Annotated in this window: 16 protein-coding genes; 4 read left to right on the forward strand and 12 right to left on the reverse strand. The window is 62.8% G+C overall.

The features are described from left to right. Positions 1-50 precede the first annotated feature (50 nt). Positions 51-1031, forward strand: coding sequence for a site-specific integrase (locus tag J3A98_RS11230; RefSeq protein WP_176686031.1), 981 nt, complete (start codon positions 51-53; stop codon positions 1029-1031). On the opposite strand, the gene J3A98_RS11235 is transcribed toward J3A98_RS11230, so the two are convergent. Beyond that, positions 1021-2067, reverse strand: coding sequence for an SMP-30/gluconolactonase/LRE family protein (locus tag J3A98_RS11235; RefSeq protein ID WP_209966173.1), 1047 nt, complete (start codon positions 2065-2067; stop codon positions 1021-1023). The two genes, J3A98_RS11230 and J3A98_RS11235, sit on opposite strands and share 11 nt — an antisense overlap. A 127-nt stretch (positions 2068-2194) precedes the next feature. Here J3A98_RS11235 and J3A98_RS11240 point away from each other — a divergent pair, with 127 nt between their 5' ends. The 3 genes from J3A98_RS11240 (at position 2195) to J3A98_RS11250 (ending at position 5835) form a co-directional block, all read left to right on the forward strand. After that, positions 2195-3094: a LysR substrate-binding domain-containing protein gene (locus tag J3A98_RS11240; protein ID WP_209966175.1), complete on the forward strand. Its 900-nt coding sequence runs from the start codon at positions 2195-2197 to the stop codon at positions 3092-3094. Between the two features lie 137 nt (positions 3095-3231). Beyond that, on the forward strand, positions 3232-4752 hold the full coding sequence (locus tag J3A98_RS11245; protein WP_209966177.1) for an FAD-dependent oxidoreductase: 1521 nt from the start codon (positions 3232-3234) through the stop codon (positions 4750-4752). A 72-nt stretch (positions 4753-4824) separates the two neighbouring features. Continuing rightward, a complete protein-coding gene (locus tag J3A98_RS11250; RefSeq protein WP_176684263.1) occupies positions 4825-5835 on the forward strand; it encodes an aldo/keto reductase in 1011 nt (336 codons plus the stop codon). A gap of 91 nt (positions 5836-5926) precedes the next feature. Here J3A98_RS11250 and J3A98_RS11255 read toward each other — a convergent pair whose 3' ends face one another. The 11 genes from J3A98_RS11255 to J3A98_RS11305 form a co-directional block, all read right to left on the reverse strand. Beyond that, positions 5927-6619, reverse strand: coding sequence for a TraX family protein (locus J3A98_RS11255; RefSeq protein ID WP_209966179.1), 693 nt, complete (start codon positions 6617-6619; stop codon positions 5927-5929). A gap of 3 nt (positions 6620-6622) precedes the next feature. After that, complete coding sequence (locus J3A98_RS11260) at positions 6623-7699, reverse strand: metal-dependent hydrolase (RefSeq protein WP_209966181.1); 1077 nt, start codon at positions 7697-7699, stop codon at positions 6623-6625. Positions 7700-7772: 73 nt separating this feature from the next. Next, positions 7773-9023 carry an OprD family porin gene (locus tag J3A98_RS11265; protein WP_209966183.1) on the reverse strand — a complete coding sequence of 417 codons (1251 nt, stop codon included), beginning with the start codon at positions 9021-9023 and terminating at the stop codon, positions 7773-7775. Positions 9024-9077: 54 nt separating this feature from the next. After that, positions 9078-10277 carry a benzoate/H(+) symporter BenE family transporter gene (locus tag J3A98_RS11270; protein ID WP_209966185.1) on the reverse strand — a complete coding sequence of 400 codons (1200 nt, stop codon included), beginning with the start codon at positions 10275-10277 and terminating at the stop codon, positions 9078-9080. 146 nt (positions 10278-10423) lie between these two features. Next, complete coding sequence (catA, locus tag J3A98_RS11275) at positions 10424-11338, reverse strand: catechol 1,2-dioxygenase (RefSeq protein ID WP_209966187.1); 915 nt, start codon at positions 11336-11338, stop codon at positions 10424-10426. Between the two features lie 29 nt (positions 11339-11367). Then, positions 11368-12696 carry an aromatic acid/H+ symport family MFS transporter gene (locus J3A98_RS11280; RefSeq protein ID WP_209966189.1) on the reverse strand — a complete coding sequence of 443 codons (1329 nt, stop codon included), beginning with the start codon at positions 12694-12696 and terminating at the stop codon, positions 11368-11370. A 57-nt stretch (positions 12697-12753) separates the two neighbouring features. Beyond that, entirely contained in the window at positions 12754-13515 is a 762-nt protein-coding gene (locus J3A98_RS11285) for a 1,6-dihydroxycyclohexa-2,4-diene-1-carboxylate dehydrogenase (RefSeq protein WP_209966191.1), read from the reverse strand. 193 nt (positions 13516-13708) lie between these two features. Then, positions 13709-14719: a benzoate 1,2-dioxygenase electron transfer component BenC gene (gene benC, locus J3A98_RS11290; RefSeq protein WP_209966193.1), complete on the reverse strand. Its 1011-nt coding sequence runs from the start codon at positions 14717-14719 to the stop codon at positions 13709-13711. 72 nt (positions 14720-14791) lie between these two features. Further along, entirely contained in the window at positions 14792-15277 is a 486-nt protein-coding gene (benB, locus tag J3A98_RS11295) for a benzoate 1,2-dioxygenase small subunit (protein WP_209966195.1), read from the reverse strand. Beyond that, on the reverse strand, positions 15274-16632 hold the full coding sequence (benA, locus tag J3A98_RS11300; protein ID WP_209966197.1) for a benzoate 1,2-dioxygenase large subunit: 1359 nt from the start codon (positions 16630-16632) through the stop codon (positions 15274-15276). The genes benB and benA overlap by 4 nt, the downstream gene beginning before the upstream one ends. 159 nt (positions 16633-16791) lie before the next feature. Continuing rightward, positions 16792-17748: an AraC family transcriptional regulator gene (locus J3A98_RS11305; protein ID WP_209966199.1), complete on the reverse strand. Its 957-nt coding sequence runs from the start codon at positions 17746-17748 to the stop codon at positions 16792-16794. Between the last annotated feature and the right edge of the window lie 78 nt (positions 17749-17826).

Raw genomic sequence — 17826 nt, forward strand, 5'->3', positions numbered from 1 at the left:
AGGCTTGCCGATGGCGTTGGGCAAGGACAGGCAACGCATTTCGGTTTATCGTGTACCGATCACACACCGACACCCGCACCATGACCGATATCGAGCGCTACCTTCGCGCCGCCACCCGTGACAACACCCGGCGCAGCTACCAGGCCGCCATCGAACATTTCGAAAGCCACTGGGGCGGTTTTCTCCCGGCCACTGCCGAGAGTATCGCCCGCTACCTGGCCGATCATGCCGACCAGCATGCCGTCAGCACCCTGCGTCAACGCCTGGCCGCGCTCAGCCAATGGCACGTCGCCCAAGGTTTCCCCGACCCGACCAAGGCACCCTTGGTGCGTCAGGTGCTGCGCGGCATCCGCACCCTGCACCCGACGCCACCCAAACAGGCCGCCCCGCTGTTGCTGCAACACCTGCAAACTGCTGTGACGTGTTTTGAAGAAGAAGCCCGACAAGCCCGAGAGCACCATGATTTGGCAGCCCTGCGCCGGGCTCGCCGTGACAGCGCCTTGCTGTTGCTGGGTTTCTGGCGTGGTTTTCGCGGCGATGAGCTGGCACGCCTGCGCATCGAACACATCCAGGCCGAAGCCGGTGTCGGCATTACGCTTTTCCTGCCACGCAGCAAGGGCGACCGCGAAGCCTTGGGCGTGCAGCACCGCACCCCAGCCCTCAAGGCCTTGTGCCCTGTCACTGCCTACCTGCAATGGCTTGAAGTCGCGGGTATTGCCCACGGGCCGGTGTTCCGCAAACTCGACCGCTGGGGCAACCTTGGTGACAGCGCGCTCAACAGCAACAGCCTGGTCGGCCTGCTGCGGCGCATGCTGGAACGTGCCGGGGTGCCGGCGGCGCTGTATACCGGCCACTCGCTACGGCGTGGCTTCGCCACCTGGGCAACCGCCAATGGTTGGGAACTGAAATCGCTGATGAGCTATGTGGGCTGGAAAGACGCCAAGTCGGCGCTGCGCTACATCGACTCGGCGCAACGCTTTGGCGAACTGGCTGTGCTACCGGCCAGTCAGGTGCAACCGCTTATTCCTTGAAGCTGTGCCTGGCGACGCCGCCCGTTTCCGGGCGGATGGCATACAGGTCGCCAGCGTCCGGATAATGGTGCAGGTCTTCTGGCATCATGTCGTAACGCGCGGTGCTGATGTACAAGGTGTTCATCCCGGGCCCGCCAAAGCAGCAGCTGGTGGGGCACGGTACTGGCATCAACACCTGGTCGGTCAGGTGCCCGTGGCGGTCGTAGCGCAGCAGGCAACTGCCATGGTACTGGCACACCCACAGCCCGCCTTCGCGGTCCAGCGCCAGGCCATCCGGCCGGCCCAGTTCGGCGGGGGTTTCGGCAAACAGCGTAACAGCGCCCAGCCGGCCTTCGATGAGGTACTCGGCGCGGTAGATCGCACGCGCCGCCGAATCGACGAAGTACACCGTGTGGCCGTCCTGCGACCAGGCAAGGCCGGTGGGCAAAGCCATGTCATCGTGAATCACCTGGTCGCTCAATTGCCAGTCAAAGCGAAAGAGCGCCCCGGTATTGCCACTGGGGGCCTCGTCCATCAGGCCGGTGACGAAGCGTCCCTGCGGGTCGCAGGCGCCATCGTTGAAGCGGAAAGTCGAGCGCGGATGAACCGATGCCGAATGCTGGCGCACCTTGCGCGTTGGCACATCGAAGATGGCCACGCTGGCATCCTCGGTGAAAATCAGGTTGCCTCGGTCGGTCAGCGCCAGGGCGCCAATGCGCGCGGCAGACTCGTAAAGGCAATCGACTTCGCCATCAGGTGCCAGGCAGTTGATGCGCCCGCCAGAGATATCGACAAAGTACAGCACGCCACTGCCTTCATCCCAGACCAGGCTTTCACCAAGGTCCGCGCGTGCGTTGGCAACTTTGACTGGCACGTAGTTGCATTCCTTGATGCGTCTCCTACGCTCGGCCACCTGCGCCAGGTCGCTGGTCTGCACACGGCCGAGGTCAAGACGATAGCTGACGCCGCTGTCTTTGTTGAAGCGCGTGGCGGTGTACTGGCCATCGCTGTCATGAGTGTGATGGCACAGCGCACCGGCCAGGTGAGTAACGGGCATTTCTGGCTACCTTCAATTCTCCTTTTTTACGATATCAACAAAAAAATCAATGACTTAATATTAAAAGCATGCAACTTTGATATCCCATGGATATCACCGCCGTGTCGCCACGCTGCAGGAATGCTGGATGATCGAAACACGTTTGCTCAGGCAGTTCATCGCCGTGGCCGAAGAGCTGCACTTTCACAAGGCCGCCCAGCGCCTGCACATGGCGCAGCCACCGCTGAGCCAGGCGATCAACCGGCTTGAAGAAAAGCTCGGCTTTGGCCTGTTTCTGCGTAACAAGCGCGAGGTGCGTCTGACTGCAGCGGGTGCAGCGTTTCTCGACACCGCTTACCGCACGCTTGCCGAACTGGAACAAGGGATCGAGTACGCGCGCAACGTTTCTGCGGGGGTCAGCGGCAAATTGACCATCACGGCCATTTCCATCGCCTATTACGACTCGCTGCTCAACCGCTTGCGCCGCTTTCGGGAAACCTATCCGAACGTGCAACTGACCATCCGCGAGATGCCATCCGCCGCTCAGGCCAAGGCCTTGCTGGCCGGTGAGGCGGATATTGGCTTCATGCGCAGGCTTCCGCTACCAGTCGGCACCCTGGAGGCACGCTTGCTGCTTGACGAGCAGATCGTCATGGCGTTGCCCGCCAGCCATCCCAAGGCACGGCACGAAGTTGTCGACTTGCGCGAGTTTGCCGATGAGGACTTCGTGTTCACCCCGCAAGCGCTGGGCGGGGGCTACCACGCGCAGTTGGTTGCGCTGTGCGAATCGGCCGGGTTCTACCCCAGGGTCGTGCAGGAGGCGGCGCAGATCCACACCCTGCTTGGCCTGGTGGCCTGCGGCTTTGGCGTGGCCCTGGTGCCGGAGTCGTTCGTCCGCTCGACCCCGCGCGAACGTGTGCGGTTTTGCCCGATCCGCCCTATCCAGGACCAGCCCACCCCGGGGCTTGGGCTGTACATGAAATGGAGCGCCCAGAATGCTTCGCCAGCGCTGGCCAACTTCATTGCCATGTTCGAGGCGCAGCAATAAGGCCACTTCCACGAGCCTGTGAAGAGGTCCACCCACGCCGCACGAAATTCATCCCCTCCACCGATCGTCAGCTCAACGCCCCCCCTACCCGCCCCTGGCGTCAAATGATTCCAAAGGCCCCTTTGGAGAAGCCCCCCATGACCCAGCACGCCGTGGCACGCTTGGCCCAGCTCGACGAACACCGCCCCCTGCGCGTCCAAGCCGGTAGCGAAGAACTCATCCTCGTCCGTCAAGGGGAGCAGGTACACGCTTATCAAGGCAACTGCCCCCATGCCGGAGCCCCACTCGACGAAGGCGTAGTCTGCGGTGGCCTGCTGGTCTGCCCATGGCACAAAGCTGCGTTCGCGGTTGACGACGGCGTGGTCTGTGAGCCGCCTGCGCTGGCCGACCTGCGCCGCTACAGGGCGTGGATCAAGGGCGATGAAGTCTGGGTCGATGACCAGCCCCTGCCGGCAACCGAACCGCCCAGGTACAGCGATGCCCGCTGTTTCGTGGTAGTCGGCGCCGGTGCCGCCGGCAGCGCCGCCGTCGCCACCCTGCTGGCTCATGGCTTCGCTGGCCGGTTGGTATGGATCGATCAGGAACGCCAGCCGGCCTACGACCGCACAGCACTGAGCAAATTCGTGATTGCCGGGCAGATGCCGCCCGATGAGGTCCCCCCGCTGCTCGAAGCCGACGCCCTGCGCAAGGGCCAGCTGGAACGCAAGTGCGGCAAGGTGCGCACCCTGAACAGCCAGAAGCGCCAGGTCACCCTCGCCGATGGTCAGCAGATCGATTACCACGCCTGCCTGCTGGCAACCGGCGGTAAAGCACTGCGCCCAGACATTCCCGGTGCCGACTTGCCCGGGGTGTTCACCCTCCGCTCACTGGAAGATGCTGCACAGCTGCTCGATGCAGCCGAGCCTGGCCAGCCGGTGGTCATCGTCGGTGACGGCTTCATCGGCCTGGAGGCAGCCTCGGCATTGCGCAAATATGGCTTGCAGGTGCACGTGGTCACACGCCACGAAGTCCCTCTGGCCCGACAGTTGGGTGAGCGGATCGGGCGCTGCATTCGCGCGCTGCATGAACGAAAAGGGATCACCTTCCATGGCCCTACCGAGGTCGAGCGGATCGAAGGCCAGGACAAGGCCGAAGCGGTGAAACTGGCCAATGGTGAACGGCTGCAGACCCCCTTGGTCCTGCTCGGCACCGGGGTAAAACCCGCCACCGCGTTCCTTCAAGGTGTGCCGCTTGGCGAAGACAAATCGGTGAGGGTCGACGCAGAAATGCGCGCAGCTGACGGTTTGTGGGCCGCAGGTGACATTGCCACGTTCCCGCTCACGGGGCGCCCGGTGCGCATCGAACACTGGCGCCTGGCCCAGCAACACGGGGTTATCGCCGCCGCCAACATGCTTGGCGAACAGCGCCGTTATGCCGATGTACCCTTCTTCTGGACCTACCAGCACGGCAGTACCTATGAAGTGCTGGGTCATGCCAGGGACTGGAACCGGATCGAATTCGTCGGGGAGCCGGAAAAAGGCGATTTCGTTGCCCTGCAGTGTGTGGATGAGCGCGTCGAGGCCGTTATCGCCAAAGGTTATTCCGATGCCATGGCGACACTGTCGCAACGCCTGAAGCGCCCGTTAAGCCTGCAGGAGGCTTTGGCGCTCATTGGCTGAGCGGTGCCTTTCAATGCTTCCCGGTTGTGTGTAAAACAGGCAGGTCAGCCGACTGCACAAGGACCCACGCGCATGATCTACCGCCCCCTCGGCCACAGTGGCCTGCAGGTTTCCGCCCTTACCCTGGGCAGCATGATGTTCGGCGAGCAGACCAGTACCGATGATGCCCTGCGCATCATCGACAAGGCCTGGGACCAAGGCATCAACTTCATCGACACCGCCGACGTGTACAACGCCGGGCGCTCGGAAGAAATCGTCGGTGAAGCCGTGGCGCGCCATCGCCATGACTGGGTGGTCGCCAGCAAGGTCGGCTTCGGCCCGGCCGACGGCCTGCCCAACCGCAGCGGGTTGTCGCGCAAGCACATCTTCAATGCCGTGGATGCCACGCTGACCCGCATGGGCATGGACTACCTGGACATCTACTACCTGCACCGCGAAGACCACAAGGTACCGCTGGAAGAGACCGTGCAGGCCATTGGCGACTTGTTGCGCCAAGGCAAGATCCGCTACTGGGGGGTGTCCAATTTCCGTGGCTGGCGCATTGCCGAGGTCTGTCATATTGCCGAGCGCCTTGGCGTACCCAAGCCGGTAGTCAGCCAGCCACTGTACAACATCGTCAACCGCCAGGCCGAGCCAGAGCAACTCACTGCTGCGGCCGCGCACGGTCTGGGCGTGGTGCCGTTCAGCCCGCTGGCGCGAGGCGTGCTCAGCGGCAAGTACGCGCCCGGGGCGGTGCCGGACGCTGGCAGCCGTGCCGGGCGCCAGGACAAGCGCATCATGGAGGTGGAGTGGCGCCAGGAATCGCTGGCGATTGCCCGGCAGATCCAGGCCTATGTCGAGGCCAAAGGTGTGGGGATCGTCGAGTTTGCCATTGCCTGGGTATTGAACAACCAGCTGGTGAGTTCCGCTATCGTAGGGCCTCGCACCGAGGAACAGTGGGAGACCTATGGCGGTGCGCTGGCGGTGAAGATCACCGCAGAGGACGAGGCGTTCATTGACTCACTGGTGACGCCGGGGCATGCGTCGACCCCAGGGTTCAATGATGTCGCGCATTATGTGAGTGGGCGGTTGGCACGCAGCTGAGCGTCTTGCTGTACTGGCCTCTTCGCGGGCAATGGGGGCCCGACGCGGGGCTCCCGCCCCCCACCTTGATCACCGCGGCCCGATGCCTGGCTCATGACAGGACCTTGATGACCAGCAAATGCAGCGGATAGAACAGGTAACCCCAGCGCCCCACTACGGGCACCCGCCATTCATCATGCCGTAACAACAGCACCCCGAGCGGAATCGCCAGAATTGCAGCAGTCAGTGTCAGCACCGTGAACGGCGCCAACAGGTGCTCGCGCAACCAGCTATTGGTCAGATTGCCGCCCGCAGCCAACAGGCAAGGCAACAACCCGACAACCCCACCCTGCCTGCGCGCCATCAACCAGGCGCCCGGCAGCAACACCCCCGGCAACCCATACATCAGCTGCTCACGCAACAACCAACCCGCCAGCAGGCCGGCGATGCCGAGCACGCGTGCCGATATCAAGGGGTGATGCACACCCCAGGCAACCACCAACCCCAATAACAAGGTCGGCATCACGCTGAATGTCTGCGAGCCACTGTCCAGCCAACGATACGCAGGCTCGGACAGCACCGCGAACATCAGCATCAGCGCCAGGTAGCGCAGGTTGCCACGGGTATACAACGCCCCCGCACGGGCTCGTCCCACATTCACTGCAATCGCCAGGCAGAACAGCGGAAACGCCAGCCGCCCCAACACGAACAGGCTATCGGCCTCGGGCCACAGAAAACGTAAGTGATCGACGACCATGGTCAACATCGCCGTCCATTTGACCAGATCCAGCCCGGCCGAGCGCAAGCGCTAGTGCTCGCGCTCTACGGGGCTGACGCCCAGGTAGCGTTCGGTCCACACTGCCAGAGGCAAGGGTGGTTGCTGTTCGATAATGCGCCGCCAGATCAACGCCAGGTCTGCACCACTGAACATCGAACCTGGGCCAGCGCCCTGGAACATCGAAGGCACATCGACAATCCAGCGCCCCTGGTTGTCACGGTGGGCCATGTTGAAACGGAAGGTGTAGTTGCCTGGAATACCCATACGCAGGTCGGTGACCACCAGCGCATCACCGATCTGGTCGTATCGCAGCCAGTCATCGGTGAACCAGCGCAACCGCTGGTGCAGGGGATCATCGCTCAGCGCTTGGGCAAGCTGCAGGTTACGTGACAAGCGTTGCATCTCGGGCGCTTGCCGGTCGAATGCACTGCTGATGCCTTCGTAGTAATCCCCTTCCGCAGTCTTGGCCAGCACCCGCCAGACCAGGCTGTTGAACGCGATCGGCACGGCGCGGACCTCGTTGGTAGCGATACCGCGCTGGTGCAGCGCCGCCTCGAAGCGCTGCTCGGCCGCCATGCGCCCGGCAAGGCCAAACCCCAGGTAAGTGGTACTGAATACCAGCGCCAGGGTCAATAGGCGTTTAGCCCTGGCAGTCACGCCCTTGGCGATGGCGTAGATGACCGCCAGCAGCAGTGGCACGGTATAGACCGGGTCGATGATGAACACCGCCGCCCAGCTTTGCGGGGTGCCTTGCAGTGGCCAGAACAGCTGCGTGCCGTAGACCGTAAAGGCGTCCAGCAACGGGTGGGTAACCAGTACCAGCCAGAATGCGAGGAACAGCCGTGGCAAGGTATAGCCCTTGCCAGGCCAGCATTTGTTGACCAGCCAGGCCAGCAGCAAGGCCAGCCCCGTTAGCACGAACAGCGAGTGGGAAAAACCACGGTGGTAGGTCATCTGCGACACCGGGTCGGCGTAGCGAATGATCACATCCAGGTCCGGCAACGTGCCCAGTGCTGCACCGTACAGCAGCGAGCGTCGGCCCTGGATGCGCCCGAGCACGGTCCCTTGCAGCGCCGCGCCGAGTACGGCTTGGGTGATGGAGTCCAAGGGGGGATTCCTGAAAGAGTCGTTTCCGCAAGCTACCCTCATACACCCCTGATGCGCAATTCTACTGAATGGCTTAGAACAGCTGCCAGGTGTACACCAGCGTCAGGCGGTTCTCGTCGATATCACTGCGGTAGTTGGAGCGCGCCATGGCGTTCCTCACCCGTATCCCCAAGCCTTTCAGCGCCCCGCTCTGCACCGCATAGCCGATATCCAGATCACGCTCGCGATCACGCCCTTCGTAACCCAGCCCGGTATCGACATTGTTACCGGTTATGTAGCGCACGGTCGCTGTCAGGCCCGGCACGCCCATGGCGGCGAAGTTGTAGTCGTAACGCACCTGGTACGAGCGTTCGTCCGTGTAGGCAAACTCATAGGTCGGCACCTCGTTGCCCAGCGGCGAGATGTTGGCGAATACCCGTGGAAACGGGCTATCGCCATAAATACCCTGGTAGCCGGCATGAAAGCTGTGCCCGCCATGCCGGGCGGTGAACATCGAGAAGAACGCCTGGTTGTCGATATTGCCCAGCAGCGCACCACCGTCTTCACGCGCGGAGAAATAACCCAGGTTGGCGCTGAGTACCCAGTCCCCGACCGGTTTGCTGTGTTTCAGGCCAACAAAGCCCTGTTGGTAGATGTCCTCCAGCTGACCGTACCAAAGGCTGACGCTGCTCTGGTTGGCATTGAACGCATAGTCCCCACCCACATAGTTGAACGCGTCGCTTTCGGCCTGCCGCATCGGCACATGGCCGAGCATCGCGTTCATCTTGCCGTCGCCGCCTTCGTTGCGCAGATGGGTGCTTTTCAAGTGCCCGGCCTGCATGGTCAGCCCGTCGATTTCCGACGAACTCAGACTCACGCCCTGATAGGTGGGTGGCAACAGGCGAATATCACTGAAGGTCAGCACCGGCAGGTTCGGTTGCAGTTCACCTGCACGCAGTTCGGTTTTCGATAGCCGGGCCTTGAAGGTAGGCGCCAGACGGCTGTACTCATCGGCAGCGCGGCCGTCGCCATGCACCGGCAACAGGCCGGTGTTGGTACGGTCTGGACTGCTGTCCAGCTTGATCCCCAGCAAGCCCAGGGCGTCTACGCCAAAGCCGACCGGGCCCGGGGTGTAGCCACTTTTGAAGTCGAGGATGAAACCCTGGGCCCACTCCTCGGCCTTGGACTGTTTGTTGGCCCCCACAATGTCGGAAAAATCGCGGCTGAAGTAGTAGTTACGGGCACTCAGGCTGGCCTTCGAATCCTCGAAGAAGCCGCCTTCGGCAGCCAGCAGTGGCTGGCTGAGCAATGTCAGGCCCAGGGCAACGCAAGGGGTGTGGTTCATTTCGAAGCTCTCTTGATCTTGTTTTTATGGGTAAAGCGTTGGAAACACGACAGTTCATGGTGTACGGCGCAGCACCTCCCGGGCACTTGGTTGGCGCAGCCTCAGCAGCGCGTGGGCCAGCAGACCGAACAGCAGCCCCCAGAACGCTGCCGACAGGCCCAGGAAAGCCACCCCCGAAGCGGTGACCAGGAAGGTGAACAGTCCGGCATCGCGCTCGGCCGGCTCTGCCAGGCTGCGGACCAAGGCTTCGCTGATGGCGCCATACAGGGCCAAACCGGCCAGGGCAGCGATCAGTACGGCGGGAAAGGCGGCGAACAGCGACATCAAGGTGGCCCCGGCAATGCCCAGTAGCAGGTACAACGCACTGCCAGCCACCGCTGCCACATAACGCCGTTGCGGGTTTTCATGGGCCTCATGGCCGGTGCACAGGCTGGCGGTAACCGCCGCCAGGTTCAGCCCGTGGCAACCGAACGGCGCCAGTAGCGCACCGACCAGGGCACTGGCGCTGATCAGCGGGCTGGCCGGCGTGGGATAGCCAGCGTTGCGCAGTACCGCCATACCCGGCATGAATTGCCCGGTCAGCGCCACCAGCACCATCGGCAGCGCCAGGCTGAATACCGCCGACAGGCTGAACTGGGGGGTGACCCACTGAGGTGAGGCCAATTCCAGCACCAGTGCCTCGCTGCGCAACGTACCGCTGACCACGGTCACCAGCATGCCTACGCCCAGCACCGCAGCCACGGCATAGCGCGGCTGCACCCGGCGCATCAGCACATAGGTGACGAACATCGCCAGTACCAGCAGCGGTTGCACCGGCAAGGCGCGGAACACCTCGATGCCAAAGCTGAACAGGATCCCGGCCTGCATGCCGGCAGCGATAGAGCCCGGCAGGCGCGCGATGATGCGGTCGAAGGCCCCGCTGATGCCGATCAGCAGCAGGACCAGGTTGGCCACCAGGTAGGCACCCACGGCCTGCTCCAGGCCCAGTTGCGGCAAGGCAGTGACCAACAGCGCCGACCCCGGGATCGACCAGGCGATCACTACCGGCACGCGGTAGCGCAGGCTGAGCAGCGCACCGAGCACCGCACTGCCCATGGACACGGCCCAGACCCAGGACGACAACTGCTGGTGCGACAGGCCGGCCGCTTCGGCGGCGTGGAAAATGATCACCAACGGGCCGGCGTAGGAGATCGTCGTGGCAATGCAGCCGGCGACAATGGCCGACACAGAGCAGTCCTTGATCAGCGTTTTCATGAAGCGTCTCGCAAGGCAGCGGCCGGCCTTTGTGGCGGGCTCTTGTTTGGGGGTTGTCTGCTTCGCGGGCATGCCCGCTCCAACAACGACTGCACAGGCTTCACCTGTGGGAGCGGGCATGCCCGCGAAACAGCCCACGCGGTGGATCAGGCCTCCTGCAAAGCCCGCGGCCGCCCGCTGCGCTGCTCATCGACACCGCCCTGGGCCTGCTGCAACTGGAAGTCGAACTTCAACTCGGCATGCCGACCATCCGGCCCTTCGACGAACACCACCTCCCCGACCAGCCCATCCCGTGTGGCATAGGCAAAGTCATCCCACAGGTACTTGTCCCCCGACAGGTTTATCTGCGTGGTCAGGTGCCGGTACCCTGGCGCCGAGATGAAGAAGTGCACGTGCGCCGGGCGCTGGCCATGACGGCCCAGCAGGTCCAGGCATTCCTGGGTTGGCCCCTGCGGGTCGCAGCCATAGCCCGATGGCACGATGGAGCGCGCGCGGTACCGCCCCTGGGCATCGGTAACGATGCGCCGACGCAGGTTGTACGCCGACTGGCTTTGGTCGAAGAACGAATAGGTACCACGGGTATTGGCATGCCACAGGTCGACCGTGGCACCCGGCAGCGGGTGTCCGTGCGGGTCCAGCACCTGGCCTTCCAGGAACATCACCGTGGCGACGCCCTCCTCGCTGCCGTCGTCCATGCGCACTTCACCTTGGGCAATCGGTGCGCCAGCCACGTACAACGGGCCTTCGATGGTGCGTGGGGTACCGCCAACGCGTCCTGCCGCCTGGTCCTTGGCATCCTGCAGCAGGTCGAGGAAGTGCTCGATGCCCAGCCCCGCCACCAGCAGCCCGGCTTCGCCGCGACCGCCCAGGCGGTTGAGGTAATCGACGGCGTGCCAGAACTCGTCTTCGCTGATGTCCAGGTCTTCGATCAGCCGCGCGGTATCCTGTAGCAGGCGCTGCACAATGCGTTTGAGGCGTGGGTTGCCGGCCGCATTACCAAAACCTGCAGCCTCCTCGAAGAACTGCTGTACCTCGGCAGTATGGGAAATGTTCACCGTCATGGGGGTTACCTCGTCTTGTTCTGTTCGGTTCAGGCCTGCGCGGCAAGGGTCTGGGCGTGGCGCCGACCACTGGCCAGGTGCACGGCCATGGCCAGCGCGGCGATAGCGCCAGGAATGGCGAAGGCGATGAAATTGAGTTGAAGTGGCAGGTTGATGCCCATCAGCGCACCACCCAGCAACGGGCCGACGATGGCGCCATTACGGCCGATGCCCGAGGCCCAGCCCAGGCCGGTAGAGCGCACCGACAGGCCGTACATCTGGGCAGCGCCGGCATACAGCAGAATCTGCGTACCAATGCTGGTGGCGCCGGCGATGAAGATCAGCAGGTACAGCACCGGCATCGGGCTGTTCAACCCCAGCAGGCTGATCGACAGTGCCGCGGCAATGAAGAACGCCACCTTCACCTTGACCAGGTTGTAGCGATCACCCAGCCAGCCACCGAGGATCGCCCCGGCCATGCCGCCAAAGTTCAGTGCCAGCAGGAACGACAGGCTTGAGCCCAGGCTGTAGCCGGCGTTGGCCATCAGTTTTGGCAGCCAGGAACTCAGTGCGTAGACCATCAGCAGGCAGCAGAAGAACGCAACCCATAGCGCCAAGGTGCGAATCGCCAGGCCATTGCGGAACAGTTCCAGCACCGAAGCGCCGCTGCCTTTGCGGTCGGTTGCCTGAAGCATGTCATCGGCCTGGACATCGCAGTCCGGGTCCAGCCGTTTGAGCAGCGTGCGTGCTTCCTCGACACGGCCTTGGCGCACCAGGAAGCCGATGGATTCAGGCAGGTAGTAGAGAATCACCGGTAACAGCAGCAGTGGCACCGCTGCGGCGAAGAACATCGACTCCCAGCCAAAACGCGGCAGCATGAAGATGCCGACACCTGCCGACAGCATGCCGCCCAGCGAATAGCCACTGAACATGATCGCCACCAGCGTGCTGCGCAGGCGCTTGGGCGCGTATTCGTTCATCAGTGCCACGGCGTTGGGCATCAGGCCGCCACAGCCCAGGCCGGCGATGAAGCGGTAGATGCCAAACTCGCTCGGGCTGCTGGCGAAGCCATTGAGGATGGTCGCCCCCGAGAACAAGGCAAAACAGATGGCAATGCCCTTCTTGCGCCCGATGCGGTCGGCCAGGCTGCCGAAGACCAGGGCGCCGAACATCATGCCGAACAGCGCATAGCTGCCCAACGCGCCGGCCTGCAACGGGGTCAGGCCCCACTCTTTCATGATGACCGGCAGTACCACACCGTAGATGAACAGGTCATAGCCGTCGAAAATCAGCAGCAGGCCGCACCAGGCCATGACCATCCAGTGAAACGAGGTAAAGCGCGCATTGTCGATGATCGGGTGTACGTCAAGGGTTCGCATGGCATCTGTCGCTCTTGTTTTTGTTGTGGAAGAAAGCTTTTGCCTTGAGGTTGCAGTTCAGCCGAGGTCGCCGCCCCCTACCGGGAGGGTCACGCCGGTGATGTACGAGGCTTCGTCGGAAGCGAGGAACAGAATGGCCCCCACCTGCTCGTCGATGCTGCCGTAACGGTGCATCAGGCTGCTGCCCAGGGTCTGGTCGACGATCTGCTGGTACCAGCGCTTTTCCTGCTCGGTTTGCTCGGCACTGTTGCGCGGTACCCGCCGGGGCGGCGCTTCAGTGCCGCCTGGCGCAGTGGCGTTGACGCGGATGCCCCGGCCGGCGGTTTCGAAGGCCAGGCAGGCAGTGAGCGCGTTGACGCCGCCTTTGGCCGCGCCATAGGGCACACGGTTGACGCCACGGGTGGCGATGGAAGAAACGTTGACGATGACGCCGCTGCCACGTTCAAGCATGTAAGGCAGCGCGGCATGGCAGCACCACAGTGTCGGGAACAGCGAACGGCGCACTTCGGCCTCGATCTGCTCGACTTCGTAGTGCTCGAAAGGCTTGGCCCAGATGGTGCCGCCGACGTTGTTGACCAAGATGTCGAGGCGGCCGAAGGTTTCCACCGCACTGGCCATGACCCGGGTGCAATCGGTGTGTTGCTCCAGGTCGGCGGTGAGGGTAAGCATGCCTTCGCCCGCCAGCTCGTGGACCAGCTCGGAACGGTCTACCGCGACCACGTGTGCGCCTTCGGCCTTGAGCCGCCAGCACACGCCCCGGCCGATGCCTTGGGCGGCACCGGTGACCAGGGCGACCTTGCCTTGGAATCTGTTGTTCATATGCAAATCTCCAGTTCGCGAGAGACCCTGTGGCTGCAACTGTCTTGCTCAAAGCCTGAAAGGCTGCGCGATCACTGTGGGAGCGGGCTTGCCCGCGAACACGGGCGAAGCCCGTGCCATCCACCGCGCAACCTGCTTCGCGGGCTCGCCCGCTCCCACAGGGTCGGCGTATTGCTTTGAATCAGAGGGGCTGTCAGGCCGCAGCCGCAAACTTCTCGTAGTAGAAGTTGGCCGGGGTAATGCCTTGTTCGCGCACGTACTGGCTGACCGCTTCCACCATGGGTGGCGGCCCGCACAGGTATACGTCCACATTGCCGTCATTGAGGTGGCGTGGCTCGATGTGCTGGGTGACATAGCCCTTCTGCGGGTACTGGCTGTCCGGGTTGGCGACGCAGGCGCTGTAGGTGAAGTTGGGGATGCGTGCCGCCAACGCTTGCAGGCGGTCGAGTTCGACCAGGTCGAAGTCGTTGGTCACGCCATAGATCAGGTGCAGCGGGTGTTCACTGCCTTGCTCGGCGATCTTCTCCAGCATCGCGGTGAACGGTGCCAGCCCGGTACCACCCGCGAGCAGCAACAGCGGGCGCTGGATCGGCCGCAGGTAGAAGCTGCCCAACGGCCCGGCCAGGCTCAGGCTGTCGCCGGCTTTGGCAAGGTTGGTCAGGAAGCTGCTCATCAGCCCACCCGGTACGTTGCGGATCAGGAAGCTGACTTCACCGTCCTTCTGCAGCGAGCTGAACGAGTAGGCCCGGCTCTGCTCGCTGCCTGGCACCTTGAGGTTGACGTACTGCCCCGGCAGGAAGGCCAGACGGCTCAGGGCCTCACCCTTGATCGACAGGGCAATGGTGCTGACCGAGAGTTGGCGCACATCGCTGATGGCGGCCTCGAAAGTGGCCTGCTCGGTCTTGCACAGCTGCGACGAAGCCGGGATGCGGATGACGCAGTCGCTTTCGGCGCGCATCTGGCACGTCAGCACGTAGCCTTCGGCGATTTCATCTTCGCTCAAGGCGTCTTCGATGAAGTTGTCGCCAAGGTCATAACGACCGGACTCAGCCTTGCACTTGCAGGTACCGCAAGCACCGTCGCGGCAGTCCAGAGGGATGTTCATACCCTGGCGGTAAGCGGCGTCGGCCACGGTTTCCTGACCGGTGGCTTCAATGAAACGGGTAACCCCGTCTTCGAAATTCAGTGCGATCTGGTAGCTCATGTTGCACCTCGCGGGCGAGCCAGGCCACGGCGCGTCACAAGACGCACCGGGCAATGCTCGCAATACCCTGTATCAGATGTGGTAGATGTCGATGACCTGGCGGACGTAGTCGTTTTTCAGCACCACCTTCTTGGCCTTGATCAGCGGCTGCTCGCCGCGCAGGTCGAGGGTGTAGAAGCTGGTGCCGAAGTAACTGTCGGTGGTCTTGTAGCGGAAGCTCAGGGTGTGCCAGTTGAAGCGCACCTGGCAGTTGCCCTCGCCCTGCTCGACGATCTCGATGTTGCTGATGTTGTGCGAAGTGCGGGTGTCGGGCACGGTCGCACTGGAGCGCTCAGTCTTGATGCGGAACACGCGGTCTTCCAGGCCGCCACGGTTGCCGTACCAGATCAGCGAGATTTCGCTTTGTGGGTCTTCGGTGAGGGTATCGTCATCGTCCCAGCTCGGCATCCAGAAGCTGGCATCGCTGGCGTACAGTTCCAGCCACTGGTCCCACTGGGCATCGTCCAGATAGCGCGCTTCGCGGTAGAGAAAGTCGCGCACGGTTTCATACAGGCTCATTGCACGGCCTCCACGGGGATCAGCTGCTGTTCGTCCTTGAGGGCCTGAATCATGGTGTCTTGCCAGTACTTGTGCTGCAGCACGAACAGGCCTTCGTCTTCGGTACGCACGCCAGACAGCAGGGGTTCGAGCTCAATCTCCCTGGCCGCCTCATCGGCGCCTTCGACCCAGTGTTTCGCGCCGCGAGACATGTCGTTCCAGCCCGTGCCGCCACCATAGCCGGTCTGGCACGAGCGGAATTCTTCCAGGTCGTCCGGGGTGGCCATGCCGCTGACGTTGAAGAAGTCTTCGTACTGGCGAATACGCTTGGCACGGGCATCGGCGCTCTCGCCTTTCGGCGCGATGCAGTAGATGGTGATTTCGGTCTTGTTCACCGAAATCGGCCGGGCGACGCGGATCTGCGAGCTGAACTGGTCCATCAGGTACACGTTCGGGTACAGGCACAGGTTGCGCGAATTTTCGATCATCCAGTCGGCGCGCGCCTGGCCGAAATCGGCCGCCAGCTGCTCGCGGCGCTCGTAGGCCGGGCGGTCTTCGGGGTTGGCCCAACGGGTCCACAGCAGCAGGTGGCCGTGGTCGAAGGAATAGAAACCGCCGCCCTGCTTGGCCCAGGCACCAGCGCTCATGGTCTTGATCTCGTCACCCGCCTCGCGCTGCTTGCGCTGGTTCTGGGTGGCAGCGTAGTTCCAGTGCACGGAGCTTACGTGGTAGCCGTCAGCACCGTTTTCGGCGGTGAGCTTCCAGTTGCCTTCGTAGATGTACGAGCTGGCACCGCGCAGCACTTCCAGGCCTTCAGGCGACTGATCGACGATCATGTCGATGATCTTCGCCGACTCGCCCAAGTGCTCGACCAGCGGCTTCACATCGGCGTTCAGGCTGCCGAACAAGAAGCCCCGGTACGACTCGAAGCGTGCCACCTTGGTCAGGTCGTGGGAGCCGTCGCAGTTGAAGCTGTCGGGGTAGCCGGCGTTGCTGGGGTCTTTCACCTTCAGCAGTTTGCCGCTGTTGTTGAACGTCCAGCCGTGGAACGGGCAGGTATAGCTGGAACGGTTGCCGCGCTTGTGCCGGCACAGCATGGCACCGCGGTGGCTGCAGGCGTTGAGGAAGGCATTGAGCTCACCGTCCTTGTTGCGCGCGATGAAAATCGGCTGGCGCCCCATGGTCAGGGTGAGGAAGTCATTCTTCTCGGGGATCTGGCTTTCGTGGGCCAGGTAGATCCAGTTGCCCTCGAAGATGTGCTTCATCTCCAGGTCGAACAGGCGTGGGTCGGTGAACATCTCCCGCTTGCAGCGGTAGATGCCCTTTTCACGGTCGTCCTCGAGCATGGCATCGAGGTAGTCGAATCCCAGGGACATGGCCAGGGTCTCCCTTGTTATTGTTTAGACCTGGTCAGGTTAGAGGCTGGGATTGGGTCGCAATATCCGGTTTGTGCGGGGTGCTATCCGTTTTGTGCAGGTTGAGGTAACAGGTTCAAGCGTCTCTTCGCGGGCGTACCCGCGAGAGACCGGTAGGGTTCAACGCCGGTTGCGCAAGGTTTCGGACGGCAATTCGCCAAACTGCTGTCGATACACCTCGGAAAAACGCCCGAGGTGCAGAAAACCATAATCCATGGCCAGTTCGGTCACGCTGCGTACCGAGCAACTGACATCGCCCAGGCAGGCACGCACCTGTTCCAGCTTGCGTTGTCGCACGTACTGCTTGGGTGTGGTCTGCAGGTGCCGGTCGAACAGCGCATACAACGAGCGCAGGCTCATGCATGCCTGCTCCGCCAGCGTCTCCGCTGTCAGCTCGGACTTAAGGTTGCGGTCGATGTAGTCGATGATCCGCTCCAGGCTTGCACCCGCTGAGCTGAGGCTCTCACGGCGAATATTGGTGCTCATCAGGGTCAGCAGCTTGCTGGCGACAATCTGGCTGTAATGGCCCTGCACCCTGGGCAGTGAATCGCCCACTTCCGCCTCATGGCAAACCATGGCCAGCAGGTTCACGAAGCCATCCAGCTCATCCAGCCGGTAATGATTGCGCAAGAACCGCACGCCCCCATCAGGCCGCTGCCAGCGCTGTTCATCGCAGATCGAGTCCAGCAGCCGGGTTGGCACCTTGAGGATGAACTTCTCGCAGTCTTCCGAATAGGTGAGGTCAACCGGGTCGTCCGGGTTGATCAGCAGCAGCTCGCCCGGCACCAGGTGCTGCTCGCGCTTGTGTCCGCGCCACAGGCAATTGCCATTGAGCAAGACCTGCAGGTGGTAGATGGTTTCCAGCGCAGGCGACGTCACGCGAACACTGCCGCCATAGCTGATACGGCACAGGTCGAGCTCGGCGAACTTGCGATGGCTGAGGCTGGCCTGGGGGTGGGTGGTGCGGGACAAACCGATGCAATGCTGGCCTACATGCTGGTTCACATAATCGGACACAGCGTAAGGGTCGGCGTGGTGAAACACGCTACTGCGCTCGCTCAGCAGGCGGCTTTCCATAGGCAAGGCACTCGGTATCGTTATTGTTCTGGTCGCCGCGCCCTACCGCCTTGTCGGCTGTGGTTGCGGTCATCACGG

It is taken from the genome of Pseudomonas sp. BP6, from assembly GCF_017875935.1.
Lineage (GTDB): Bacteria > Pseudomonadota > Gammaproteobacteria > Pseudomonadales > Pseudomonadaceae > Aquipseudomonas > Aquipseudomonas putida_Y.